The organism is Bacillus sp. MYb56, assembly GCF_002976445.1.
Lineage (GTDB): Bacteria > Bacillota > Bacilli > Bacillales > Bacillaceae_G > Bacillus_A > Bacillus_A mycoides.
On the sequence record NZ_PCOH01000006.1, the window covers coordinates 1 to 24170 of the forward strand.

A 24170-nucleotide genomic window follows, 5' to 3' on the forward strand; every position below is an offset into this window, starting at 1 on the left:
ATAAAAAATGCACCTCCAATTGTTAGACCGTGTCTAACAATTGGGGTGCACTTCACTTTTTATGCTGACTGTTTTTACTTAAATTATTATAAAGACACTTTATTTAGAGAGTGAAATATTAAAAGTTTGCGGTTCTTTAACAGCTTCATTTGTGTCTCCTGCTGCTAAATCATCTGTCGTAAACTTAATATCCTTTACTTTTTCTTTTCCATCATCAAGTATTAAACCGATAATTCCTTCTCGTGTCTCACCAGGCCTATAATCTTCCCTTGAAACACTCTTTGTACCAACGAGCGTATCTTCATCATATAAAAAGTTTTGAGTCGCTACATTAAAATGTTGTTTGTCATTTATAGCAACATCATTCATAGAGAAAAATTGCATGTTCTTATCTCCACTATTCTCTACCTTATATGTAATTTCAACATACCGAATCGTATCGCTAATCTCTGTTCCACTTAACGATGCATATAATTCAGCATCTTCTTGACTCACTTTATCTCCCAATCTACGCTTTACTTCTTCAGGAGTTAATGCAGTATACACTTTCAATGTATTTTTTGCCTCTTTGCTCATTTGTGATAATGAGATAACTTTAACATCTTGTACGTGAATTTTCATTGGGGCTACTTCAAATGTCTGATTCACAGAATGAATCTGTTCTAATTCAAATGTCCCCCACCCTTTTTCTTTCACTTTTTGTCCTACTTTTTTAAGCTCACGCCCACCATACTCTTTTGTTTCTGGAATAGATTCTTTCTTTTTAGGTTCTGCCTTCTTTTCTTCTTGCTGGAAGCAACCACTTAACATAAGAAGAAAACTGCATAAAACAAAAATAATTTTCCATGCTTTCATCATTTAATTTCTCCTAACACTATCATTCATTAATATAAATTAGTCCCTTGATTTGTAAACTATAGAAACAATAAGAAGTCCACAAAACGAACTTGTCAGTCCAGATACTATTATACCTCCTATTTGGAAAATATGAAAATAGGGGTCTAATAACGCGTGAACGATAAATATAATGACCGCCACAACGATAGATGAAGCCCAATATTTCTTTTTTTCCGCAGTTAAACTAGTATCTTGATCAGTTTCCCTCCTATATTTCCATAGTACATATATTAGTAATAGTAGACCAAAACATGTACTCCCATGCTGTAAAAATTTATAAATTGGAATACTATATACTTCTTGCTGTAACAGCGGCATTTCCATAACAAAATAGCCTGTCTTATGAGTAAAAGCATCCCAAACGACATGCGTCACCATACCGAATAAAGCAGAATAGCAAAATACAAAAAAATTCTTCCAAGTATACAGCCCCCACTTCGCATCTACTACATATTTATAGTAACTAGCAAAAGGCTTAGGTAAATGTGTTATAAACGGTCCTTTTAAAATACGATGATATGCATATGCTAATAAAAAAACGAGTGGTAAATTCAAATAGAAGAAACCAACCCATGTATGGCCAATAATACCGTATGGCCTAAAATATAAAAAATATTCAAAATCAGGTGCCATACTACCCAATATAAGAGCCGTCACCGAAATATAACTAGAATGTTTCTTAGCAAAAGGGAGAACAGCTGCTGGATGTGCGAATGTAAACGGCATATTAATACTCCTCTTCATATTTCCAATAGAATACATACTATCATAACGACATGAATAATCTCTATGCAATATTTATTTTCACATTGGAATATGATAGTTTAAATGTTATAATTCACATAAAATATTCAGAAAATAAGGGGGATTACGTGTCGTTAACACTTGTATTTTTTCTTGTTCTGTCTACCTTGTTTTTAAGTACATACATTGGCTTCTTTCTATGGAAGCACTTGAAAATTATAAAATATATGCCTGCCCTCTTTGGTTTTATGAGCGTTCTTTTCATTTTCATATGGAAGAGAATGACTTTCGGCTGGGAAGGTCTCGGTTTTGGCGCACTTCAATATACAGTACTATTAGCAAGTTGTATTACATTAGTATTTGCCGCTTTTTTAGAATCAAAATCCGTTATGAATTGAGGTTTATATATTGATTGACGTACCCTTTTTAAAAAATGTCACATTAAAAAAAGAAAATATCCCTAGCTTTTCCGCATATCCTTACTGTCTACCCGCTATTCGAACTTTGCAATCACTAGCTTTCCACCCAAATGTAACATTCATTATTGGAGAGAATGGGACAGGTAAATCAACATTACTGGAAGCAATTGCAATTGCTTTAGGTTTTAATGCAGAAGGTGGAACGAAGAATTTCCGTTTTAGCACAAACGATTCCCATTCATCTTTACATGAATATCTTCGAATTTCAAAAAGTTTCAATACACCAAACGACGGTTTCTTTCTTCGCGCTGAATCATTTTATAACGTTGCTTCTTATATCGATGAAATAGATGCTATAAAATCTTATGGCGGCGTTTCACTTCACGAACAATCACACGGCGAATCCTTCTTCTCATTATTTATGAATCGTTTTTCAGGACAAGGTTTATACATTTTAGATGAGCCTGAGGCAGCTTTATCCCCAATGAGACAACTTTCAATGCTCATTCGCATGCACGAACTAGCTGAACAAGGTTCACAATTTGTTATCGCAACGCATTCTCCCATTTTAATGGCTTATCCTGAATCTACTATATACTCTTTAACTCAAGAAGGAATTCACGAATCGACATTAGAAGAAACGGAGCATTACCAAACGACGAAACTTTTCTTTGAAAATCGCGATCGATTATTTCATCACTTATTTGAGTCATAAAAAAAGAGGCAGCAATCGCTGCCTCTTTTTTATAATGCTTCTATAAATAAAGCTACTCCAATACCGCCTCCAACGCATAGAGAGGCAATACCTTTCTCTAATCCACGTCTTTTTAATTCGTGAATTAAACTTACCGTAATACGAGCTCCTGTACAACCAATTGGATGTCCAAGTCCTACACCACTACCGTTTACATTCACTTTCTCACGGTCTAACCCTAACTCTTTCTCTACAGCTAAATATTGTGCAGCGAAAGCTTCATTAATTTCAAGTAAATCTGCATCTTCTAATGACCAATCTACTTTTTCTAATCCTTTACGAATTGCTGGTGCTGGTCCAATACCCATAATTTTCGGATCTACACCCGCTACTGAGTATCCAACAATTCGAGCTAACGGTTGTAAGCCTTTTTCTTTTGCTTTTTCTTCGCTCATTAATACTAGAACTGCACTTCCGTCATTAAGACCAGATGAATTCCCTGCAGTTACTGATCCGTCTTTACGGAAAGCTGGTTTTAATCCTGCTAATTTTTCAGCTGTAATATCTGCACGTGGATGTTCATCCTTCGCAAATACAACTTCTTTTCTACGTTCTTTTATTGTAATAGGAACAATTTGATCGTCAAAGTATCCAGACTCCATCGCTTGCAGCGCTAATGTATGACTACGAAGCGCAACTTCATCTTGTTCCTCTCTTGTAATTTCATATTGTTCAACTAAATTTTCCGCTGTTTCACCCATCATAATATGGTGAATCGGATCTTCTAAAACTTCCCACACCGTATCACGAATTTCTCCGTGCTGTAGACGTTGTCCCCAGCGGTGTTGTTTCAATGCATAAGGGCTCGAGCTCATTGCTTCTACTCCACCTGCAACAACAATATCACTTACACCTAATTGGATTTGCATTGCAGCAGACATAATTGCTTGCATACCTGAAGAACATTGACGTTGAATTGTATAACCAGTAACTGTGTCAGGAAATCCTGCCGCTAATGCAGCTGTTCTTGCCGTATTTGCTTCATCAGTTCTTTGAATACAATGACCTAAAATTACTTCATCAACTTCATGTGGCTCTACTCCGCCTCTTTTTACAGCTTCCTGAAGTACAGGAACAGCTAATTCTACTGGTGTTATATTTTTTAGTGCTCCTCCGAAAGTTCCAATTGGTGAACGAACTGCAGCTGTAATGACAACATTATGCATTTTGTACTTGCCCCTCTCTTATGTACCCTAGTAAGTTTTTAGGTGAAATTCCATAAGTTGTATGTCTAAAATTATCATACTATAAACATACCAAAAAATCAAAATATTTAATATAATAAAAATAGAAGGAATTAACCTTCTATTCTGTCAATGCGTATAAGAATTTTTGTAATATCTTCTCTGTCGTTTCATTCAATTTTGGTAACTTATCTACTGGAAAATATTGAAGTTCTAACCCTTCATGATCGAGCTTTAATTCTCCGCTTACATGATGTGCCTGATACAGATGAATCACATTAAAAATTTCATCTCCATTTGGATAACGGAAATAAACTTCCTTTCCTGAAAGAACGCCAAGAAATTGCATAATTTTCGCGTTTAGTCCCGTCTCCTCGAATAATTCTCTACGAGCAGTTTCTTCTGTCGTTTCTCCCAGTTCCATTGCCCCACCAGGTACGCCCCAATCATATGTATCTGAACGATATTGAAGCAATACTTCTTGATTATCATTTAATATAATAATTGCTGATCCTACTAAAATAAGTGGTCTCATACCAACTACTTTGCGTAACTCTTCAATATACCCCAATATGTAAACTCCCCTTTCCTCACCCTTCCTTATCATAACAAAATTCTCTTTCTTTTGTTGCTGTAATTTTCAATAAAAAAGGAAGCTTCCACTTCCTTTTTTTACCGTTATCCTGCTATTTGCGGGCGGTAAGACCCCTACCTCAAAATTCAGCGAAAGTAAAGAAGTTAGGTGGGGATCGGGCTGCCCATAAAAGCCCGATTGGTGAGGGCTGATAATCAGTGGGCGATGAACAAAACCCCCACTGATTAAAGTTTCACTTTATTTCTTAAAGCTTTCGTATTTTACAACTTCAAAAGCTTCTTCAATTTCCTCATTATGATAATGGACATATGTAAAACGTCCTAATTCTACTAATCTAGCTATTTCTTGCAATGCTTTATGCTGATCATATGTTTCTTCAATTGTAATATGTACATAAAACTTCATTAATGGATGTTCATATAAAGGTTCTCCCACCTCTACATATACATCTTCAACCCCTTGCACAACTCTTACATAGCTCGCAAATTGATACAGAGCTTCTCTGTCTGAAACGATTTTTAATGTATACATATATTCTCCCCCTTTTCTTTACTATATCAAAAAGATGACCATACTACGTTATAGAACTATGAAATTTTTTCGACTTATAGTCTATATATTCGTGTAATAAACAAGGCGTTTATCCATACATAGGACCTTTCCCCCACATATATTATAGAAAGAATTTTTTCATTTGAGGTGTTCCTTATGAATTCATACGTTAATATATGTGTTTGCATTACTCCAGGCGCCGATATTTCTGACGACCGTATTGCAAAAGATTTAGCAGTTGCAGAATCAATTTGGCATCCCATTACATTTAAAATTAAAGAAGTAATTGTACTAAACGAGCTTTTCCGTTTTTCTAATCGGGAAATTAGTTATAAAAACTCCATTCAAAGTCAGGAAAAATTATCATCTTTTTTTCAAACTTGTGTTAACGAAGCTCCTGAATGCGACCTTTATATTTGTTATATTGGTAGTGATTATTTCAAAGAAACCGCAGTAATCGCTTGCGCTTACTCTCTAGCGAAACAACAACAACTTACTGGTTACATCGTTTTAACAAACTCAGCTGCTCCAATGAAAAATATATACACCCTCGCTCACGAAATTGGTCATATTTTATTTACAAGACGAATTCATGGAAAACTTACGCACGCAGATCCCCACTCTCCAACCGGTTCTGAACATCACCATTCACCATCGAACCTTATGTACCCTATAGTCCCTAGCCCTAATAACGTTCACATCAATTCATTATTAACAAATGAACAAAAAGCGCTCTCTTTACAAAGTCCTTTATTACAAAGAAAAAAACAGTAACGATATTGTTACTGTTTAAAACAATATATTCAAATCAACAAACCAGATTTCGGCTGCTAGAAATAAAGTGAAACTATAATCAGTGGGGGTTTTGTTCATCCCCCACTGATTATTAGTTGAACCAATCGGGCGTTTACGGGCAGTTGATCTCCCACCTAACTTCTTTGCTCCATCCGAATTTTGAGATGGGAGTTTTACTGCCCGTTAATGCGGGATAAAAACATACAACTAAAGATAAACGTAATCCCTCTAAAAATCCCTATATAATATTTCTTTTGAAATACTTTTTTGCATATCCAGAGCAGCCCTTTTCCTATTAAACCGAAGAACAAAACATAACCCGATGTGTCATCTAGTAAAGTATCGAAATAGTCATCATGTACCTTTTTCGAAAAGGTAGTATATAGCCCAAAAATCGTTAAACCTAAAAATACAATAGACAATATACCTAGAAATATACTTTGCATATTTGTTCCCCCCTTAATAAAAAATTCAGTTCGTGCACTATTAATATAAAGCTAGCTTACAGTTTTTTTCTCCTCATTTTGCAAAGACCATCGCATTAATACATACAAACTTCCGTACAGAAGTAAAGGCTCTAATATTCCCCAATATGGGTTTTGCTTCCCTAATTCTTTAAATACAAACATAATTAATAGCGGTACGATAACAGCTAATATTCCAATCCATCCAAGTATAAAAACTTCACCAATTAACAACACTAATAAGACAATTCCAGCTAGTATATAACTTTGCATAGTAGTTAATTGCAATACAGGTGTCCCATACCATTTATTCATAAACATTAATAATACTAGTAATAAAATTGGTAGCAAAGCTGCTACATAAATAATGCTAAATTCTTTTATTTTGCTTTTAAATGATGACATCTTAAAAGCAAAAATAATACACACAATAGTAATCATTAAAACAATTGGATACCCAATCAATTGTACATTCGTTAATGTAAATTCATGATTCGGACTTTCAAATAAAATATTTGTAAGTAACCAATATCCACCTATCCCAATTATCATTCCTAAAATAGTCTTTATACTCCCGCTTTTATCCTTCTCCATCTCTTTTGCCAATTCTTCCGCATACGCTTTTGGCGAATCACCAAATATATCACTTACCGTCTTTCCTTTTTTCTCACCTTCTATTAAATGTAGCTCTGCATCCTCTAAAAAAGCATCTACATCTCCTTCTTTAATTCCCTTCGTAATTAAATACACTTTCGTATCAATTAAAAACTTTTCTCCCTCTTTAGAAACTTGCATTAAAACCCCTCCCTTAATTAACCGTTTCTCTTCTATTCGCCTTCATCATAATTTCAAGGAAGATTAAAATAAACAAACTTCCGTATAAACATATAATTTGAAATAACATTGGCACGAGATCTTCCGATGTGAACGTTTTAAAAACTAACATAATAAAAATCGGAATAATTAAATATAAATTTTTAAACCATCCTTCAAAATATATATTTATAGCTACCGTGAGGATAAAGATCCCTCCAGCTAATATATAACTTTGGACTAGAGTCAACGTAAACATCGTTGTAGGATATATCATATCTAATATCGGAACTGCTCCTAATAAAAACATTGGCGCAATCATGACTAAAAACCACATGGAAAACCACGTTTTTGTAAAACTTGTTACAAATGTCATTTTACTAAGCAGAAAATTAGGACCCATTACAGCTACGATCAATGTAAAGCTATAGCCAATGCACTGAATAAGTGAAGTCTGTAGAATTCCATTATTCACTATTAAGATAGAAGCAATAAACCAAAACGATACGATATTCATTACCGTAAAACCAATTTGCTTCCAATTTTCCTTTCTATCCCTTTCCATCACTTTTACAAGTTCATTCGCGTATTCTTTCGGTGAACTTCCGAAAATATCTTCTACACTTTTCCCTTCACCCTCACCTTCTATTAAATGCAACTCTGCATCTTCTAAAAAGCTTTCAATATCGCTTTCTTTCACACTCTTTGCAGTTAAAAACAATCTCATATCTAATAAAAAATTTCGCGCTTCATTTGATAACATTATTTTTTTCTCCCCTTCCCTTCAAGTAGATGCTCTACACTACTTTGCATCGCTTCCCAGCGATCCATAAATTCATCCAGTGCTTCCTCGCCTTTTTCTGTTAATGTATAATATTTTCGCTTTGGACCAGATGGAGATTCCTTCATTACACTTGTTATTAATCCTTCCTTTTGCATTCGTATTAATAACGGATAAATACTTCCCTCACTCGCCATTGTGAAACCATACTTCGCTAATCTTTCACTCATTTCATAACCGTATATTTCACCTTCAGAAATAATAGCAAGTAAGCATCCTTCTAAAATCCCTTTCAACATTTGACTTATCGACATATTTCAAATCCTCCCACTATCTTGTTTTACAAGATAGATAAGCGTAAGTATCTTGCTTTACAAAATAGTATAGCAAACGCTACTTTGCAAAACAAGATAGCTAGCAATATTTTTCCAAATGTTTGCAGGAATTTTATTATCACCTCTCTAAATAGAGCAATAAGAGAACTTTTATTATGAAGGAGTGTTTTTCATCATGGTTACAAATCGAGTTGTCTTTTTAACAGGTGCTGCGAGCGGTATTGGTTATGAAATGGGAAGTGCTTTCGCAAAAGAAGGTGCTAAAGTTGTCATTAGTGATCGTCTTGAAGAACGTGCGAAAGAAGCTGCTGAACAATTGCAAAAAGAAGGCTATCAAGCCATTGGTTTAAAATGTGACGTTACATCTGAAGAAGAAATTACAGCAGCAATTTCTCAAACAGTTACTCACTTCGGCTCATTAGATATATTAATTAACAACGCAGGAATGCAACATGTTTCACCGATTGAAGATTTTCCAACTGATAAATTCGAGCTTCTTATTAAAATTATGCAAATCGCTCCATTTATCGCCATCAAACATGCCTTTCCGATTATGAAAAAGCAAAAATATGGTCGTATTATTAATGTTGCTTCGATTAACGGACTTGTTGGATTCGCTGGAAAAGCTGCCTATAATAGTGCGAAACATGGTGTAATTGGATTAACAAAAGTTGCTGCTTTAGAGGGAGCAACTCATGGAATTACTGTAAATGCTCTTTGTCCCGGATATGTTGATACCCCTCTTGTACGAAATCAACTACAAGACTTAGCAACTACGCGAAATGTACCACTTGAAAATGTTTTAGAAGATGTCATTTATCCTCTTGTACCACAGAAACGTTTGCTACAAGTACAAGAAATTGCTGATTATGCTATGTTTTTAGCGAGTGAAAAAGCAAAAGGTATAACTGGTCAAGCTGTCGTTATCGATGGTGGTTATACTGCTCAATAAAGTGAAACTTTAATCAGTGGGGGTTTTGTTCATCCCCACTAATTATTAGCCTTCACCAATCGGGCTTTTGCTGCCCGTTAATGCGGGATAAAAAATAAAGTTTGCTCTTCGCGAGCAAACTTTATTTTACTTTCTATCGCGAGGATCTTCCTACTTTAGTAATTGTTTAGGGAGCTTCTCAATTGCTACAATCACGCCGTCTAATTTACTTTCAATGCGATGTAGTAAATATAGCGTTACAACAATTGGAAAGCCCACATTACCTATCATCCCGATCCACTCTTCCATCTTTCTCTCCTCCCTTCATTACATAAATAAGAGGAAACGAAGACTTAAGGCATAAAAAACAAGCTATTTTTTATTAGCTTGTTTTTTAACTACTCAGCCATACATTTCATTTTTCAGCATATAGATTGCTACCATGAAGATACAAATAGTCCTACACCTTGCTACCTTTCTTTGTTTTAAAACGTTGCGCGTGGTAGGAACAGGCACTTACCGCTCCTATACATAGCCAGTCCCTCTCGACCATTTAAAAACATGCTTTTCTACCGTTTTTTTATATAGCGACTGAGCAGTTAGCTTATTTTTTCAAATAATGATGTAATTTCTTGCTTATAATCTCCACGTAAAATACCTTTCTCAGTAATAATCCCCGTAATTAATTCATGCGGTGTTACATCAAATGCAGGGTTAAATACAGGCGTTCCAAGTGGCGCCACTTGTTTCCCAAAAATTTTCGTAACTTCTGTTTCATCTCTTTCTTCAATGACAATTTCAGCACCTGTTTGTTTCGTAGTATCAAATGTAGATAACGGTGCTGCAACGTAAAATGGGATACCGAAATACTTTGCTAATATAGCTAAATTTAATGTTCCTATTTTATTAGCAGTATCACCGTTTTCAACGATTCGATCTGCCCCTACGATAATCGCATTAATTTCTTTCGTTCGAATTGCATGTGCTGCAGTATTATCCGTAATAAGCGTTACATCAATGTCTGCTTGTTTCAATTCCCATGTCGTTAAACGACCACCTTGTAAAACAGGCCTCGTTTCACACGCATACGCATGTAAACGCACACCCTTCTCTTTCCCAATATAAAATGGGGCTAATGCTGTTCCATATCTAGCAGTTGCAATACTTCCAGCGTTACAAATTGTTAAAATTTTATCACCGTCTTTAAAACATGTTAAAGCATGTTCTCCAATACTTCGGCACACCATTTCATCCTCTTGCTGAATATGAAGCGCTTCTTCTTCTAATATTTTTTGAGCTTCTTTTATTGTAGTAATCTCTCGAATAGATTCTCTCATACGATCGATTGCCCAAAATAAATTGACTGCTGTCGGGCGTGATGTTCCTAAATAGTTACAATCTCTATTAAACTTCTTCTGAAACTCATAGATATTTATAGCATCGTATTTCTTTGCCACAAGCGCCAAACCAAACGCAGCTACAATTCCAATTGCAGGCGCTCCTCGTACTTCTAACATAATGATACTTTTCCATACATCTTCAATATTCGTTAATGTTTTGTATTCAGTGACATGCGGCAACTTTGTTTGATTTAATACTGCAATTGCATCGCCTTTCCAACTTACAGATCTCGGAATAGTAATAATTGTACTCATGCTTTTACGCCTCCAACTGTCTGTTGAAATAATGTTCGAAACAGTTGAATATCAGCACACTTGGCTTCATATTTTATTAGTTCTCTACCTAAGGATAACGCTTGTTTTTTAGCTTGAATTCTATTTTCTTTATTTGCTATCCCATCTAAATCCGCTACATGAGCTAAACCAATTGTTCTACGAATCAGTTCACATCCGGCAAATCCGACGGCATCAGTAAAGATATTTTGCAAAATAATTGGTAACCATTGTTTTTCTTTCGTATATGCTTCTACACCTTCTCCAATCCATAACTTCGTAAAGTTTTCTACAAAATAACTCCATGTCTTTTCTATATGGAAAAATAGTACACTTCTCTTTTCTTCTTCTCTAGATAAAGCATTTAATAATAGATTTGCAATAAATTGACCGATATCAAATCCAAATGGACCGTACGTTGCAAATTCTGGATCGATCACTTTCGTTTCAGAAGGTGATGAAAAAATACTACCAGTATGTAAATCACCATGAATAAGCGCTTCTTTTCTCGTTAAAAACTTATATTTATATTGTGCTACTTTTAGCTTTAAAGTTTTGTCACTCCAAAGTTCATCAATCACTGACTGTAAATCTGACTCATAATCATTCGTATCATAATGTCCAAATGGATCCGTAAAAACTAAATTTTCTGTAATTTTACTAAGGTCTGGATTTACAAATGTACCTTCTAGTACCCTTTTCTCTTCTGACTGTAAACCGAAATCTGAAGTATAAAACAAAACATGTGCTAGAAAACGACCGATATGCTGGGATAAAAGTGGATATCCTTCTCCATCTATTAATCCTTTTCTTGTAATTGTTAGTCTTGATAAGTCTTCTATTACTGTAACTGCTAACTCTTCATCATGACTGTACACTACCGGAACATAATCTGGCACATACTTCGCAAAAATTTGTAATGCTTTACTTTCAATCGTCGCTCTTTTTATAGACAGTGGCCAGCTCTCACCAACTACTTTCGCATATGGCAGTGCTTGTTTTATTATAATAGACTTCTCTCCATCATCTAATTTGAACACGTAATTTAAATTTCCATCTCCAATTTCATGACAATCTACATTTGCTTTCTTTTCAAAATAACCGTGTTCTTTCGCATATTGTATAGCTGTTGTTTCAGTTAATGAATAATATCCCATCGTCTTCTCCTCCTTTTCATTCAGAGGTTTTTCTAAAATAGAAAAACCCCTTTCCACAAAGAAAGAGGTTTGAAGTTTATCTTCTCCCCTCTTATCTGCCAGAAAGTTTACTTTCTGCTGGAATTAGCACCGTGCCTTTTGGCGTCATAAACGCCCCATTTCACAATGGTATTACGGTCGGTTGCTGGGCTTCATCGGGCCAAATCCCTCCACCTGCTCTTGATAAGAGTTTTATAATTTTTAGAATTTTTAACTTTATGATGAAGACTATACCAAGAATAAAAATCACTTGTCAACATTTTATTTGTATAATTCTGGACGACGATCTGCAAAAACCGGAATTCCTTTACGTACCTCTTTAATTTTCTCGAATTTAAGTTCTCCAAATAAAATTGATTCCTCTTCATTTGCCTCTACCACAACTTCACCCCAAGGATCCACAATTAGAGAATGACCTGCAAACTCATTATTCGGATCCTTTCCTGCTCTATTGCACGCAACAACATAACACTGATTTTCAACTGCTCTCGCCTGTAAAAGCAAACGCCAATGTGCTAAACGTACTAATGGCCATTCTGCTACAACAAATAAAACTTTTGCACCTTTAGCAGTATGAACGCGCATCCACTCTGGAAAACGAATATCATAACAAATTGTACCAGCACACTCTACATCATCTAACTTAAATTCACCTGTCTCATTACCAGCAACTAAATATTTATGTTCATCCATCAGCTGAAATAAATGTACTTTACTATATTCATTGACTAGATTCCCTTCATTGTTTACAACATACATTGTGTTTGTAACCCCTTGCTCTGTTTGCTTTGCTATGGAACCACCAACAATATGTACACCATATTGCTTCGACCATTCTTTCAACTTTTCTTTCGTTTCTAATCCATCCGTATCTGCAATTTCAGAAAGTCTCGTTAAATCATATCCTGTTGTCCATAGTTCTGGTAAGACGATAACATCTGGTCTTTCTTTCATCGCTTCACTTATTTTTTTTTTAGCGTTCTCAATATTTTTTTCTACATCTCCAAAGACAATATCCATTTGAATACATGCGACTTTCATTTTTTCAGCCCCATTCTCATTTTTTTCTTTACAAAATACTGGAAAGATTATATCATTTGTCACTAGAATTGTAACAACTTTCAAAAGAGGTGGAAAGTATGAAATTATTTCAACCTTCTGAGATAGTAACATCATTGCCAACACAATTTTTCGCTTCACTTGTTGCAAAAGTTAACAAAGTCGTTGCAGCTGGTCACGATGTTATTAATCTAGGTCAAGGTAATCCAGATCAACCAACACCGCAGCATATCGTTAAAGCTTTACAAGATGCTGCTGAAAAGACCATTCATCATAAATATCCGCCATTTCGCGGACACGAAAGCTTAAAAGAAGCCGTGGCAACATTCTATCAACGTGAATATGATGTAGTAGTAAATCCAAAAACTGAAGTTGCTATTTTGTTTGGAGGAAAGGCTGGATTAGTAGAATTACCAGTTTGTTTTACAAACCCTGGTGATACTATTCTCGTTCCAGATCCAGGCTATCCAGATTATTTATCAGGAGTTGCTTTAGCAAAAGCACAATTTGAAACAATGCCGCTTATTGCAGAAAATAATTTTTTACCGAATTATACAAAAATTGATGACTCTGTTGCGGAGCGAGCAAAGTTAATGTTTTTAAACTATCCAAATAACCCTACCGGTGCTACTGCATCAAAAGATTTTTTTGATGCAACCATTCATTTTGCTAATAAACATAGTATATTAGTTGTTCATGATTTTGCTTACGGTGCTATCGGATTCGATGGTCAAAAGCCTGTTAGTTTCTTGCAAGCAGACGGCGCTAAAGATACAGGTATTGAGATTTACACTTTATCGAAAACTTTCAATATGGCTGGATGGCGTATTGCTTTTGCAGTAGGAAATGCAAGTGTCATCGAAACTATTAACCTATTGCAAGATCATATGTATGTTAGTATTTTTGGTGCAGTTCAAGATGCTGCCCGCGAAGCACTATTAGGCTCGCAGTCTTGTGTGGTAGATCTTGTTAATAGTTATGAATCTCGGAGAAATGCTCTTATTTCAGCTTGTCACTCAATTGGTTGGAAAGTAAACATTCCAACAGGATCATTCTTTGCATGGCTTCCTGTTCCAAAAGGATATACATCTGAGCAATTTTCTGACATTTTACTAGAAAAAGCACACGTTGCAGTTGCTCCTGGTGTTGGATTTGGTGAGCACGGTGAAGGGTATGTCCGTGTTGGTCTCTTGCATACAGAAGATAGATTACGAGAAGCAATTAATCGAATTGATAAATTAAATTTTTTCAAAAAGTCATTGACAACATAAAAAATATCTGACAAAATTCAGTTATCTTAAAAATTTAAACATTTCTAAATACTTCTTATCAAGAGCAGGTGGAGGGACGAGCCCGACGAAACCCGGCAACCGATCTACAATTGTAGACACGGTGCTAATTCTCGCAGCGTTACGCTGACAGATAAGGAGCTGGTTGTAAAAAAACCTCTCCTTAGCTGAGAGGTTTTTTTATTTAACTAGGAGGTTATAACAATGAGCGGAATTATAGCGACATATTTAATCCACGATGATTCTCACAACTTAGAAAAGAAAGCAGAACAAATTGCAATCGGTTTAACAATTGGTTCATGGACTCATTTACCACACTTATTACAAGAACAATTAAAACAACATAAAGGCAATGTCATTCATATTGAAACGTTAGACGAACAAGAACATATTAACTCTTACCTTGGCAAAAAAGTATCACGTGGACTCATTAAAATTCATTATCCATCGCTGAACTTTAGCCCTGACTTACCAGCCATTTTGACAACAACATTTGGAAAACTTTCGTTAGATGGAGAAATTAAACTAATTGATTTAACATTCTCAGACGAATTAAAGAAACAGTTTCCTGGACCAAAATTTGGAATTGAAGGCATCCGAAACCTTTTACAAGTTCAAGATCGACCTCTTCTAATGAGTATTTTCAAAGGGATGATAGGACGGAATATTGGATATTTAAAAACTCAACTACGCGATCAGGCAATTGGAGGCGTAGATATTGTAAAAGATGATGAAATTTTATTCGAAAACTCATTAACACCACTTATAAAAAGAATTGAATCTGGGAAAGAAGTTTTACAATCTGTATACGAAACTTACGGGCATAAAACTTTATACGCAGTAAATTTAACAGGTCGAACTTATGATTTAAAAGAAAACGCGAAACGTGCGGTGGTAGCTGGAGCAGACATTCTTTTATTTAATGTATTTTCTTATGGATTAGATGTACTGCAAGCACTTGTAGAAGACGATGAAATTCCAATTCCTATTATGGCACACCCTGCTGTAAGTGGCGCATATTCATCATCGAAACTATACGGTTTCTCTTCTCCATTACTACTTGGAAAATTACTACGTTACGCTGGTGCTGATTTCTCTTTATTCCCATCACCATACGGCAACGTTGCATTAGAAAAAGAGGAAGCTCTTCTCATTACAGAAGCATTAACTGAGGAAGACCACTATTTCAAGAAAAGTTTTTCTGTTCCATCTGCTGGAATTCATCCTGGTTTCGTTCCCTTTATTTTACGAGATTTTGGTAAGGATGTTGTTATTAATGCCGGCGGCGGGATTCATGGGCATCCAAATGGAGCCCAAGGTGGTGGCAAAGCTTTCCGTGCTGCAATTGAAGCTACTTTACAAGGTAAACCACTCCATGAAGTGGATGAAATAAATTTGCATAGCGCACTACAAATATGGGGAAATCCTTCTCATGAGGTGAAATTATGAGTATTCAAGTATTTTGTGATTTCGATGGTACGATTACAAATAACGATAATATCATGTCCATTATGGAAAAATTCGCACCACCAGAAGCAGAGGAAATAAAGCAAAAAATTTTATCGCAAGAACTTTCTATTCAAGAAGGTGTTTCTCAATTATTTCGATTAATACCTATTAATCTACACGATGATATTATTCAGTTTTTACAAGAAACTGCTGAAATCCGTACAGGTTTTCATGAATTCATACAATTCATTAATGAAAATAACATTTCCTTTTACGTTATATCAGGTGGAATGGATTTCTTCGTCTATCCACTCTTACAAGAAATAATCCCTAAAGAACAAATTTATTGTAATGCAACTGACTTTTCAGGAGAATTTGTTGAAGTGAAATGGCCGCACCCTTGTGACGAGCAATGTCAGCATAGTTGTGGTCTCTGTAAATCATCATTAATTCGTAAACTAAGCTCTAAAGATGATTTTCATATTGTGATTGGAGATTCTATTACTGATTTACAAGCAACAAAACAAGCAGATAAAGTATTCGCCCGTGACTTCCTTATTACAAAGTGTGAAGAAAATCGTATTGCTTATACACCGTTTGAAACATTTCACGATGTTCTAGCTGAACTAAAACATTTGTTGGAGGTGAAATTATGAAACAACTTTTTCGTCAATGGTATGACTTAAGTGAAATTAAAAAAGAATTAACAACTCGGAATTGGTTTCCAGCAACGAGTGGAAATATTTCTATAAAAGTCAGTCATGATCCCCTTACTTTTCTTATTACAGCAAGTGGCAAAGATAAAACCAAAACCACTCCAGATGATTTTTTATTAGTAAATCATCAAGGAGTTCCCGTTTTAGAAACTGAGTTACGCCCTTCGGCAGAAACAATATTGCATACACATATTTATAACAATACGAACGCCGGGTGCGTACTTCATGTTCATACAACTGATAACAATGTCATCACAAATTTGTATAGTGATGCAGTTACCCTTCAAAATCAAGAGATTATTAAAGCTCTTGATATTTGGGAAGAAGGTGCAACGATTAACATTCCTATTATCGAAAATGATGCTCATATCCCGACGCTTGGAGAGAAATTCCGAAAGCATATACAAGGAGATTCAGGAGCAGTATTAATTCGAAACCATGGCATTACCGTATGGGGCCGTGATAGCTTTGATGCAAAAAAAAGATTAGAAGCTTATGAGTTTTTATTCCAATTTCATATAAAATTATTATCAATTCAAGGAGGCGTTTCTAATGGCGCAAATTCGTATTCATGAGGAAAATACTCGTATTGAAAATGAAGTAGAAGTATCAAACTTTCTACAAGGAGAAGATGTTTTATATGAGAAATGGAATATTTCTAAACTTCCTACTCATTTAAAAGAAAATTACTCCTTAACAGATGAAAACAAAGCTGAAATATTAACGTTGTTTTCAAAAGAAATTGCTGATGTTTCAGAGCGCAGAGGTTATAAAGCATATGATGTGATTTCACTTTCAAATAGCACACCTATCCTTGACGAGTTATTAATTAATTTCCAAAAAGAACACCATCATACTGACGATGAAGTTCGCTTTATTGTCAGCGGTCATGGCATCTTCGCTATTGAAGGAAAAGATGGTCGATTCTTTGACGTTGAACTCGAGCCTGGTGATCTTATATCTGTGCCTGAAAATGCAAGACACTATTTCACCTTACAAGATGATCGCCAAGTTGTAGCTATTCGTATTTTTGTTACAACAGAAGGTTGGGTTCCAATTTATTAAGGTAGCTAGTTGAATAAAAGAACTTGGAACCCCTTTTCCAACCTTTTATTCACTCTACATATATACATCCTCCTATGGACCAGGCTTATTTCATAACATTGAAGTAAGCCTGATTTTTTATTTACTAAAATGATTTTTCCCTTTCGTTTGTTTAAATCAAATATCTCGAATCACAATTCCACTTTATCAAGTATATTCCGGAATTTTTTTTGAACATTTATTGAACTTTTTTTGAAATTTTTCTGAAAATTCTGTTTTACGTATGATATACTACAACTAATAAGAAGGAAAAGAATATTGCAAACAGAGGGGGATAATCATGAGTTTACTTATCGCACTTATACTAGGAGTTACATGCGGAGCTATTCCTGTCATTTTAGGAGCTATTATGGAAGAATTAGAAGTTGGTGTTTTAGGTTTTGTTGCATCATGTGTAAGCGCTTTATTTTTCGGTTTATATGGTGCTATTCCTGTTTCTATTCTGTGCGCATTTTATATACTACGCCATGCTCGCGCAAAACAGCTCGGCCCTAATCACATTGCCCAAGTTATTCCATTCCCAATTGAACGATGCCGCCGCGCTTCCAGCCTATAAAGTGAAACTTTAATCAGTGGGAGTTTTACTGCCCACAAATAGCGGGATAAATTATCCAACTTAAATATTATGCCTGCCTAAATAAATAAAAAGTCCTCAAATGAGGACTTTTTATTTATTTTCTTCTAGAAATTGAAACAATTCTTGCAAATGAAGTGCATCTTCACTGTAGCTAACGGATACATGACATGTCCCTTCAATCTCAGCATGCATATAAAGGACAATTCCATCCCGATCATATTTCAATGCCAAATAAAACTCCATTTCCTCTAACATCTTTTTCGAGCTTCGGATAACATAATGCCCTTTCTCATCTCTTCCATATTCAAAATCTGGTCCAAAATCGTATTTTTGTTTAAAAGCTTCTTTTTGCTTATCATTAATCTGTACACAAGTTGCTCGCTGCACAGCATCAATCATCTCGTCAAACTTTTGGAGATCCATTCCATTTACCCCCTTATATACTTTTTGTATAATACTTGTGTTCCGCTATTCTCTTTTCCATCTGCGATTAGCTCTTCATACAATTCCTTCGCTAGGGTTAAACCCGGTACTGGTAATTGTAATTTTTCAGCTTCATCTAAAGCAATCTTCATATCTTTCATAAAATGCTTTACATAAAAGCCAGGTTCAAAATCTCCTTTTAACATTCGAGGAGCTAAATTACTTAATGACCAGCTACCTGCTGCTCCTGTCGAAATACTCTCTAATACTTTATTTGCATTAAGTCCAGCCTTTTTCGCATATGCTACCGCTTCACATACGCCTATCATGTTAGAAGCAATTGCTATTTGATTGCACATTTTTGTATGTTGTCCACTCCCAGCAGGGCCTTGCAACTGAATATTTGTTCCTAGTTTTTCAAATAGAGGTAAGCAAATATCATATATTCTGTGCTCTCCACCAACCATAATTGCTAGTCTTGCTTCTTTAGCCCCAATGTCCCCGCCAGATACTGGTGCATCTAATGTATATATATTCTTGCTTTTCGCAACTTCATTAATACGTTTTGCCAATGTTGGTGTAGATGTTGTAAAGTCAATTGCTATCGTACCTTCATTTGCATGTTCTAAAATTCCATCAATCCCAAAGTACACTTCCTCTACATCATGAGGATAACCAACCATCGTCATAACAACATCAACTTGCTTTACTAACGCTTTCGGTGTATCACACCAAGTCGCACCCTCTTGCACTAAAGAAGCTGCCTTCGCTTTCGTTCTATTATATACATATACTTTATGACCGCCTTGCATTAAATGATGTACCATACTTTTTCCCATTACACCAATACCGATGAAACCTATTGATAAATTTTTATTCTCCATCTTCTCATCCCCTTTGTTCTAATAAATCATTTACCATCTTCCGAAATTCCTTATTAAAATCATCATCCAAACTATTCTTCACATTTGAGAATAAAATAACAAACGTTCCTTTTTCTTTATTGAAATTATTAAACGTATTCCAACCAGATAATACACCATGGTTATGGAAAAAATCAGGATATATGTAAAAGCTAAATGCATATTTCCTCTCTGCTGAAGGTGTAAACATCGCTTGTATACTTTGTTCAGAAAGAAGCTTCCCATTTATAATCGCTTCATCTAATTTTTTCATATCCCCTACTGTCGTATACATCTCACCCGATCCATATAACCAGTCCATTCCTAATTTTTGTGCTGGTACAAGATCTTGGTCTTTCTTCACATAACCCTTCGTGAAGCTTTTATCTCCAGGTACCATATTTCCCATACCCGATTCATGCATCTCTGCTTTTGTAAATATATTCTCCTTTATGTAATCTCCTAAAGGCTTTTTCGATATACTTTCTATAATAAAAGCAAGCACCATATAATTATAATCTGTATACCTCCAACCTGTTCCTGGAGGAAATTCTACATTTTGACGTCCAATCCAATTAATTAACTGTAAACGGGAGGCTGCATTCACATTTCCTTTGGCATGTTCAGGCAAACCAGAGGTATGTGTTAATAAATGATATAACGTGATATTTTTATCTGCTGGAAATGAAGGAATGTATTTATTTACATTATCTTGGATATTTAACTTCCCTTGTTCTTGTAACTGTAGAATGGATGTAGCAACAACTGTTTTCGTAATAGAACCGATACGATATTTTGTTTGAGGCGTATTTTCTATTTTATTTTGAACATCAGCATATCCATATCCTTTATTCAATATAACATGCTCTTTATCTGTCACCAAAACGGTCCCATTAAATTGCTTTCCTACTAAATACTGATCTAACTTTTGAGATATACTAGCATAATCAATTTTTTGTACTTCTTCTATATTATCCTGTACCTCTGACTCAATAGCAGGAGTTACCTTTGTTGTTAATACTGCTTGTTCCTTTGGATCGGGACTATAGAGAAAATAGTATACTCCGCCGCAAACTACAGCAGACAGTGAAGCCATAACCATTATTTTTTTTATCATATTGTTCCTCCGTAATTACTTCATGTGAACTACCCACCACTTAGTCTCTCTTGCGAGCTTACTTGAAGTGGGAGCTTCTCGGTTAAAATGGTCCCCCATATTCTATTATCAAGTAATAAAAAAAAATCGCAACAATTTGTTGCGAAAAATCACATTTTTTCTTTTCTATATATACATACTTGATTTTTCCCATTTTTTTTCGCTTCATATAACGCAATATCCGCTCTTTGCATTAACTCTTCTCTTGTAATCCCTTGCTCATATAACGCAACTCCAAAACTCGCTGTTAATTTCGAAATTCCAGAGAAATGCTTTGTTTCAATGAAAAATCGCAATGATTCCGCAACTTGAAACGCTTCTTTTTCTACCGTATTTGTCACTAATATTATAAATTCCTCTCCTCCCCATCTTGCAAATACATGTTGATCTTCAACTTTAGATTTCATAAGATCTGCAAGTTGTACTAATGCTAAATCGCCAAAATCATGACCATATGTGTCATTTACTGATTTAAAATTATCTATATCAAACAAAATAAGTGCAACTTTTTCATCATTACGTAATACATTCTCCCACTCTGTCTCCAATATTTGTTGGAATTTCAAGCGATTATATATTTCTGTCAATGAATCTATCATAGCCAATCTTTCTTGCTCTTGATAGATTTCATCTAATTCTGTAATCTCTGTGCATTTTACTATAAATCGCGATAAATCTTCTGGTAATGGTGTCGCACGTAATAGAAAAGTAAATGCTTCTCCTTCATAATTGTACATTTTAATTCTTCTTCCATTTGATAAAGTATCATCCAGCCATGTTATATCGTGAGTCGTCGAATAATATCCGTTCTCTCTAATAAGATGTTCTGCAAACACTAAATGTTGTTCACGATACGTAAATAAATTATCATGTCCGAAGAATTGTAAAAAATTCGTATTACAATCAACAATCTCATCATCTTCTACTATAAACAATAAATCATTTTGAAAATCAAACATCGTTTGAAGCAATTCTTGTTGTAAACCTACTTGCCGCACTAAAGAAAGTTGATATAAACTCTTATTCACTTCCTCTAGTACCACTTGTGGAGTTACTGGTGCTATAACAATATTACGTATTCCTAACAGTAGTAAATCTGCAAACTGATTGTCTATCTGTTGATCCCAAATGATAATGAATGTGCTCTGTGAATTATATATATTCTTTATATATTTTATTTGAGCAAAATCTGTTACATACATAATTACAATATGCGGTCTAGTTCTATGAAACAATATTTCTCCTTCTTCAAAACTATTTGCTATAAACATACATTTTGGATGGACGTTTTCTATCGTTTGTTGATGTGTACATCCATCTTCTATATAAAGGACATTCAACTGAAGATCTTGTAATACATTTTGGAAAACAGTATTCTCTAATAAAAAATGTAGTATGTTCATCACTAGTCTTCACTCACTTCATATATCTTGTTCTACTGAATTCCTCACAATCATTTTATAAAGAATTGTGAGGAACTCATATTAACAAGCTAATTGAGAATGTTATCTTCGCTTATCTGCTCTGGAAATTCCTTTTTTAGTGTATGATTATATGAATTGTATCGTTTGTATGAATGCCCTGCCTTACTATTTAAAACTTGACAATTAAAATAAAGGTATTATATTCTTAAATTCAATAACTTACAAAATGTAAGTAGAGTATATTACATTTATTTTATATTAAGTTGATATGTAATTTGGAGGATATATAATGACAAACAATGACTTTTTTAACGTTTTATATGAACGCACATCTACACGTGCATTCAACCCTGAAAAAGAAATTTCATCTACAGAGTTACATGAAATTTTAAAAGCAGCTGCGCAAGCACCTTCTGCTTGGAACTTGCAACACTGGAAATTCCTTGTTTTCCAAGGCGAAGATGTACAAAAACGATTACACCCAATTGCTTATAACCAACAACAAATTCTTGATGCTTCTGCCGTAGTCGCTATTTTAGGTGATTTAGAGGCATATAAAAATGTTGAACCTGTTTACGGTCCAATTGTAGAACAAGGATTTATGAATGAAGAAGCAAAAGAGCGCTTAGCTAAAAATATTGAATCTGCATATACTCGTGAGCAATACCCACGAGATGCTGCCTTTTCAAATGCTGCTTTAGCAGCAATGCAACTTATGCTTGCTGCTAAAGCAACTGGCTGGGATACTTGCGCTATTGGTGGCTTCAATCCACAGGCATTAATGGAAGAATTCAATGTTTCATCTCGTTATGTACCAATTATGCTTATTACAATTGGTGAATCCACTTTAAAAGGTCACCCTGCACCGCGCATGAGCGTAGAACAAGTGAGTGAATGGGCAAAATAATAAAAAAACGAAGGTAATTTCATTACCTTCGTTTTTTTATTTTCCTGTCACACATCCGTAATATTACAATGTATTATGCGACATCTATACATAGAAAAATCGTAATTTTCATGCTATCCCCATAAACAAATATGACGTTTTGTGTCGAAATTTGTTAAAGCATCGGAATATAACCGTGTATTTTTGTTACAATTGTGATACAATGATAACAAATAGATAACAAGAGAGGGATTTTCATTGAGTTCATACGGAAGCTTTATCGCACTTTTAAGTTACATAGTAACTGTACTACTGCTATATTTTATTGGCGATGCTGCAAACATATCAGTGTTACAATTCCCAAAAGAAGAAGCGTTACAATTAGAAGCAGAAAAACATACTGCACGATCCATTGCACCACTACTCTTAGCTCTTCCTGTATATATCATCGTTTTATATAAAAGTAAAAAAGTGTAAAGGCTACCTATTTCATTCATTTCGGTGGTCTTTACATTTTTTTGTGACATTTCCCCTATTTTAAACATCATTCCATACTAAATACCCATCTAGTCATTTAAAATGAGAAAATCCCCTAGAAAAATTTCCATTATCTGTCCAGTCACTAACTACCGAACTTACATAGATTATAAGTGTGAAGGGGGTGATGAGGATTATGTTTGGATCATTTGGATGCTGTGATAACTTTAGAGACTGTCATCATCGTGAAAGAGAGTGTGACCATCGCGACCATCGTGACCATCGCGAGAAAGAGAGAGAGGTAAAACCACAACAAACAGCTGTATGTAACGTACTTGCTAGCATTTCAGTTGGAACAGAGCTTTCTCTTTTAAGCATTAGAGGTAACGGAACATTCAATAATGTAATTTTTGAAGGTTTCGCTAACGGTGTTGCTCTTTTCTCTGCTTTAGCTCGTAATGACAAAGACAACAAAGATAACAATAAAGACGATAAGAACAATCAAAATCGAAATACTTTTACTGGCATTTTACGTGTTTGCCCAACTGATATCGTTGCAATCGCTATCTAATTCT

At 35.0% G+C, this 24170-nt stretch carries 30 protein-coding genes and 2 riboswitches; of the genes, 13 read left to right on the forward strand and 17 right to left on the reverse strand.

Annotated features, from left to right (window positions below; all coding sequences use genetic code 11):
- Positions 1-99: 99 nt before the first annotated feature.
- Together CQ058_RS09410 and CQ058_RS09415 are read right to left on the reverse strand one after the other, a co-directional pair.
- Positions 100-858, reverse strand: coding sequence for a hypothetical protein (locus CQ058_RS09410; protein WP_105589630.1), 759 nt, complete (start codon positions 856-858; stop codon positions 100-102).
- Between the two features lie 36 nt (positions 859-894).
- Positions 895-1623: a DUF4184 family protein gene (locus CQ058_RS09415; RefSeq protein ID WP_105589631.1), complete on the reverse strand. Its 729-nt coding sequence runs from the start codon at positions 1621-1623 to the stop codon at positions 895-897.
- 146 nt (positions 1624-1769) lie between these two features.
- Here CQ058_RS09415 and CQ058_RS09420 point away from each other — a divergent pair, with 146 nt between their 5' ends.
- Both CQ058_RS09420 and CQ058_RS09425 read left to right on the forward strand, forming a co-directional pair.
- The gene (locus CQ058_RS09420) at positions 1770-2039 is read left to right on the forward strand and encodes a hypothetical protein (protein WP_105589698.1); all 270 of its coding nucleotides are present in this window, start codon (positions 1770-1772) and stop codon (positions 2037-2039) included.
- A gap of 10 nt (positions 2040-2049) precedes the next feature.
- Entirely contained in the window at positions 2050-2775 is a 726-nt protein-coding gene (locus CQ058_RS09425) for an AAA family ATPase (RefSeq protein WP_002165131.1), read from the forward strand.
- A 29-nt stretch (positions 2776-2804) separates the two neighbouring features.
- Here CQ058_RS09425 and CQ058_RS09430 read toward each other — a convergent pair whose 3' ends face one another.
- From CQ058_RS09430 to CQ058_RS09440, 3 genes are all read right to left on the reverse strand, one after another.
- The gene (locus CQ058_RS09430) at positions 2805-3980 is read right to left on the reverse strand and encodes an acetyl-CoA C-acetyltransferase (protein ID WP_002128911.1); all 1176 of its coding nucleotides are present in this window, start codon (positions 3978-3980) and stop codon (positions 2805-2807) included.
- A gap of 139 nt (positions 3981-4119) precedes the next feature.
- The gene (locus CQ058_RS09435) at positions 4120-4569 is read right to left on the reverse strand and encodes an NUDIX hydrolase (protein WP_142396339.1); all 450 of its coding nucleotides are present in this window, start codon (positions 4567-4569) and stop codon (positions 4120-4122) included.
- Between the two features lie 261 nt (positions 4570-4830).
- On the reverse strand, positions 4831-5124 hold the full coding sequence (locus CQ058_RS09440; protein WP_002088390.1) for a DUF3928 family protein: 294 nt from the start codon (positions 5122-5124) through the stop codon (positions 4831-4833).
- 177 nt (positions 5125-5301) lie between these two features.
- Between CQ058_RS09440 and CQ058_RS09445 the strand changes: the two genes are divergently transcribed.
- The gene (locus tag CQ058_RS09445; RefSeq protein WP_016120760.1) at positions 5302-5919 is read left to right on the forward strand and encodes an ImmA/IrrE family metallo-endopeptidase; all 618 of its coding nucleotides are present in this window, start codon (positions 5302-5304) and stop codon (positions 5917-5919) included.
- 194 nt (positions 5920-6113) lie between these two features.
- On the opposite strand, the gene CQ058_RS09455 is transcribed toward CQ058_RS09445, so the two are convergent.
- Genes CQ058_RS09455 through CQ058_RS09470 form a run of 4 tightly spaced genes read right to left on the reverse strand, consistent with a single transcriptional unit; the run spans position 6114 to position 8312 of the window.
- Entirely contained in the window at positions 6114-6386 is a 273-nt protein-coding gene (locus tag CQ058_RS09455) for a DNA-binding protein (protein WP_105589633.1), read from the reverse strand.
- Positions 6387-6437: 51 nt separating this feature from the next.
- Entirely contained in the window at positions 6438-7199 is a 762-nt protein-coding gene (locus tag CQ058_RS09460) for a DUF1129 domain-containing protein (protein WP_105589634.1), read from the reverse strand.
- 13 nt (positions 7200-7212) lie between these two features.
- Positions 7213-7980: a DUF1129 domain-containing protein gene (locus CQ058_RS09465; protein WP_105589635.1), complete on the reverse strand. Its 768-nt coding sequence runs from the start codon at positions 7978-7980 to the stop codon at positions 7213-7215.
- On the reverse strand, positions 7980-8312 hold the full coding sequence (locus tag CQ058_RS09470; RefSeq protein ID WP_105589636.1) for a PadR family transcriptional regulator: 333 nt from the start codon (positions 8310-8312) through the stop codon (positions 7980-7982). Before CQ058_RS09470 ends, CQ058_RS09465 begins: the two co-directional genes overlap by 1 nt.
- A 196-nt stretch (positions 8313-8508) precedes the next feature.
- On the opposite strand from CQ058_RS09470, the gene CQ058_RS09475 reads away from it, so the two are divergent.
- A complete protein-coding gene (locus CQ058_RS09475; protein WP_044442776.1) occupies positions 8509-9285 on the forward strand; it encodes a 3-hydroxybutyrate dehydrogenase in 777 nt (258 codons plus the stop codon).
- A 150-nt stretch (positions 9286-9435) separates the two neighbouring features.
- Here the strand turns inward: CQ058_RS09475 and CQ058_RS09480 are convergent, their stop codons facing one another.
- The 4 genes from CQ058_RS09480 to CQ058_RS09495 all read right to left on the reverse strand — a co-directional run bounded on the left by CQ058_RS09480 (position 9436) and on the right by CQ058_RS09495 (position 13258).
- Positions 9436-9573, reverse strand: a complete 138-nt coding sequence (locus tag CQ058_RS09480) for a YvrJ family protein (protein ID WP_002014881.1) — start codon at positions 9571-9573, stop codon at positions 9436-9438.
- A gap of 290 nt (positions 9574-9863) precedes the next feature.
- On the reverse strand, positions 9864-10919 hold the full coding sequence (gene mtnA / locus CQ058_RS09485) for an S-methyl-5-thioribose-1-phosphate isomerase (RefSeq protein ID WP_105589637.1): 1056 nt from the start codon (positions 10917-10919) through the stop codon (positions 9864-9866).
- Complete coding sequence (mtnK, locus tag CQ058_RS09490) at positions 10916-12094, reverse strand: S-methyl-5-thioribose kinase (RefSeq protein ID WP_105589699.1); 1179 nt, start codon at positions 12092-12094, stop codon at positions 10916-10918. Before mtnK ends, mtnA begins: the two co-directional genes overlap by 4 nt.
- An 88-nt stretch (positions 12095-12182) precedes the next feature.
- Positions 12183-12323: riboswitch (SAM riboswitch) on the reverse strand.
- 71 nt (positions 12324-12394) lie between these two features.
- Complete coding sequence (locus CQ058_RS09495) at positions 12395-13258, reverse strand: carbon-nitrogen family hydrolase (protein ID WP_002131202.1); 864 nt, start codon at positions 13256-13258, stop codon at positions 12395-12397.
- A 14-nt stretch (positions 13259-13272) separates the two neighbouring features.
- Between CQ058_RS09495 and CQ058_RS09500 the strand changes: the two genes are divergently transcribed.
- The 6 genes from CQ058_RS09500 to CQ058_RS09525 all read left to right on the forward strand — a co-directional run bounded on the left by CQ058_RS09500 (position 13273) and on the right by CQ058_RS09525 (position 18306).
- A complete protein-coding gene (locus CQ058_RS09500) occupies positions 13273-14463 on the forward strand; it encodes a pyridoxal phosphate-dependent aminotransferase (RefSeq protein WP_105589638.1) in 1191 nt (396 codons plus the stop codon).
- 52 nt (positions 14464-14515) lie between these two features.
- Positions 14516-14621, forward strand: a riboswitch (SAM riboswitch).
- Positions 14622-14685: 64 nt separating this feature from the next.
- On the forward strand, positions 14686-15930 hold the full coding sequence (mtnW, locus tag CQ058_RS09505) for a 2,3-diketo-5-methylthiopentyl-1-phosphate enolase (protein ID WP_002192620.1): 1245 nt from the start codon (positions 14686-14688) through the stop codon (positions 15928-15930).
- Positions 15927-16586 (forward strand): 2-hydroxy-3-keto-5-methylthiopentenyl-1-phosphate phosphatase, encoded by a 660-nt coding sequence (locus CQ058_RS09510; RefSeq protein WP_002128925.1) that lies wholly within the window; start codon positions 15927-15929, stop codon positions 16584-16586. The genes mtnW and CQ058_RS09510 overlap by 4 nt, the downstream gene beginning before the upstream one ends.
- Positions 16583-17221: a methylthioribulose 1-phosphate dehydratase gene (locus tag CQ058_RS09515; RefSeq protein ID WP_002128926.1), complete on the forward strand. Its 639-nt coding sequence runs from the start codon at positions 16583-16585 to the stop codon at positions 17219-17221. Before CQ058_RS09510 ends, CQ058_RS09515 begins: the two co-directional genes overlap by 4 nt.
- Positions 17199-17711, forward strand: a complete 513-nt coding sequence (locus CQ058_RS09520; RefSeq protein WP_105589639.1) for a 1,2-dihydroxy-3-keto-5-methylthiopentene dioxygenase — start codon at positions 17199-17201, stop codon at positions 17709-17711. The genes CQ058_RS09515 and CQ058_RS09520 overlap by 23 nt, the downstream gene beginning before the upstream one ends.
- A 319-nt stretch (positions 17712-18030) precedes the next feature.
- A complete protein-coding gene (locus tag CQ058_RS09525; RefSeq protein ID WP_002014891.1) occupies positions 18031-18306 on the forward strand; it encodes a hypothetical protein in 276 nt (91 codons plus the stop codon).
- Positions 18307-18417: 111 nt separating this feature from the next.
- Here CQ058_RS09525 and CQ058_RS09530 read toward each other — a convergent pair whose 3' ends face one another.
- From CQ058_RS09530 to CQ058_RS09545, 4 genes are all read right to left on the reverse strand, one after another.
- Positions 18418-18750, reverse strand: coding sequence for a DUF3909 family protein (locus CQ058_RS09530; RefSeq protein ID WP_002014892.1), 333 nt, complete (start codon positions 18748-18750; stop codon positions 18418-18420).
- Between the two features lie 5 nt (positions 18751-18755).
- Positions 18756-19634, reverse strand: coding sequence for an NAD(P)-dependent oxidoreductase (locus tag CQ058_RS09535; protein ID WP_105589640.1), 879 nt, complete (start codon positions 19632-19634; stop codon positions 18756-18758).
- A 4-nt stretch (positions 19635-19638) separates the two neighbouring features.
- Entirely contained in the window at positions 19639-20769 is a 1131-nt protein-coding gene (locus CQ058_RS09540; protein ID WP_044442759.1) for a serine hydrolase domain-containing protein, read from the reverse strand.
- Between the two features lie 149 nt (positions 20770-20918).
- A complete protein-coding gene (locus CQ058_RS09545; RefSeq protein WP_002128934.1) occupies positions 20919-22211 on the reverse strand; it encodes a GGDEF domain-containing protein in 1293 nt (430 codons plus the stop codon).
- Positions 22212-22521: 310 nt separating this feature from the next.
- On the opposite strand from CQ058_RS09545, the gene CQ058_RS09550 reads away from it, so the two are divergent.
- From CQ058_RS09550 to CQ058_RS09560, 3 genes are all read left to right on the forward strand, one after another.
- Positions 22522-23139 (forward strand): nitroreductase family protein, encoded by a 618-nt coding sequence (locus CQ058_RS09550; RefSeq protein ID WP_002192616.1) that lies wholly within the window; start codon positions 22522-22524, stop codon positions 23137-23139.
- Between the two features lie 237 nt (positions 23140-23376).
- Positions 23377-23595, forward strand: coding sequence for a hypothetical protein (locus CQ058_RS09555; RefSeq protein ID WP_002088422.1), 219 nt, complete (start codon positions 23377-23379; stop codon positions 23593-23595).
- A gap of 196 nt (positions 23596-23791) precedes the next feature.
- Entirely contained in the window at positions 23792-24166 is a 375-nt protein-coding gene (locus CQ058_RS09560; RefSeq protein WP_002192615.1) for a DUF3915 domain-containing protein, read from the forward strand.
- Positions 24167-24170 lie beyond the last annotated feature (4 nt).

Coding starts and splice junctions, on each gene's coding strand:
- CQ058_RS09410 (WP_105589630.1), bottom strand. CDS start 858: ATGATGAAAGCATGGAAAATTATTTTTGTTTTATGCAGTTTTCTTCTT.
- CQ058_RS09415 (WP_105589631.1), bottom strand. CDS start 1,623: ATGCCGTTTACATTCGCACATCCAGCAGCTGTTCTCCCTTTTGCTAAG.
- CQ058_RS09430 (WP_002128911.1), bottom strand. CDS start 3,980: ATGCATAATGTTGTCATTACAGCTGCAGTTCGTTCACCAATTGGAACT.
- CQ058_RS09440 (WP_002088390.1), bottom strand. CDS start 5,124: ATGTATACATTAAAAATCGTTTCAGACAGAGAAGCTCTGTATCAATTT.
- CQ058_RS09445 (WP_016120760.1), top strand. CDS start 5,302: ATGAATTCATACGTTAATATATGTGTTTGCATTACTCCAGGCGCCGAT.
- CQ058_RS09455 (WP_105589633.1), bottom strand. CDS start 6,386: ATGCAAAGTATATTTCTAGGTATATTGTCTATTGTATTTTTAGGTTTA.
- CQ058_RS09460 (WP_105589634.1), bottom strand. CDS start 7,199: ATGCAAGTTTCTAAAGAGGGAGAAAAGTTTTTAATTGATACGAAAGTG.
- CQ058_RS09465 (WP_105589635.1), bottom strand. CDS start 7,980: ATGTTATCAAATGAAGCGCGAAATTTTTTATTAGATATGAGATTGTTT.
- CQ058_RS09470 (WP_105589636.1), bottom strand. CDS start 8,312: ATGTCGATAAGTCAAATGTTGAAAGGGATTTTAGAAGGATGCTTACTT.
- CQ058_RS09475 (WP_044442776.1), top strand. CDS start 8,509: ATGGTTACAAATCGAGTTGTCTTTTTAACAGGTGCTGCGAGCGGTATT.
- CQ058_RS09480 (WP_002014881.1), bottom strand. CDS start 9,573: ATGGAAGAGTGGATCGGGATGATAGGTAATGTGGGCTTTCCAATTGTT.
- mtnA (WP_105589637.1), bottom strand. CDS start 10,919: ATGAGTACAATTATTACTATTCCGAGATCTGTAAGTTGGAAAGGCGAT.
- mtnK (WP_105589699.1), bottom strand. CDS start 12,094: ATGGGATATTATTCATTAACTGAAACAACAGCTATACAATATGCGAAA.
- CQ058_RS09500 (WP_105589638.1), top strand. CDS start 13,273: ATGAAATTATTTCAACCTTCTGAGATAGTAACATCATTGCCAACACAA.
- mtnW (WP_002192620.1), top strand. CDS start 14,686: ATGAGCGGAATTATAGCGACATATTTAATCCACGATGATTCTCACAAC.
- CQ058_RS09510 (WP_002128925.1), top strand. CDS start 15,927: ATGAGTATTCAAGTATTTTGTGATTTCGATGGTACGATTACAAATAAC.
- CQ058_RS09515 (WP_002128926.1), top strand. CDS start 16,583: ATGAAACAACTTTTTCGTCAATGGTATGACTTAAGTGAAATTAAAAAA.
- CQ058_RS09520 (WP_105589639.1), top strand. CDS start 17,199: ATGGCGCAAATTCGTATTCATGAGGAAAATACTCGTATTGAAAATGAA.
- CQ058_RS09525 (WP_002014891.1), top strand. CDS start 18,031: ATGAGTTTACTTATCGCACTTATACTAGGAGTTACATGCGGAGCTATT.
- CQ058_RS09530 (WP_002014892.1), bottom strand. CDS start 18,750: ATGGATCTCCAAAAGTTTGACGAGATGATTGATGCTGTGCAGCGAGCA.
- CQ058_RS09535 (WP_105589640.1), bottom strand. CDS start 19,634: ATGGAGAATAAAAATTTATCAATAGGTTTCATCGGTATTGGTGTAATG.
- CQ058_RS09540 (WP_044442759.1), bottom strand. CDS start 20,769: ATGATAAAAAAAATAATGGTTATGGCTTCACTGTCTGCTGTAGTTTGC.
- CQ058_RS09545 (WP_002128934.1), bottom strand. CDS start 22,211: ATGAACATACTACATTTTTTATTAGAGAATACTGTTTTCCAAAATGTA.
- CQ058_RS09550 (WP_002192616.1), top strand. CDS start 22,522: ATGACAAACAATGACTTTTTTAACGTTTTATATGAACGCACATCTACA.
- CQ058_RS09560 (WP_002192615.1), top strand. CDS start 23,792: ATGTTTGGATCATTTGGATGCTGTGATAACTTTAGAGACTGTCATCAT.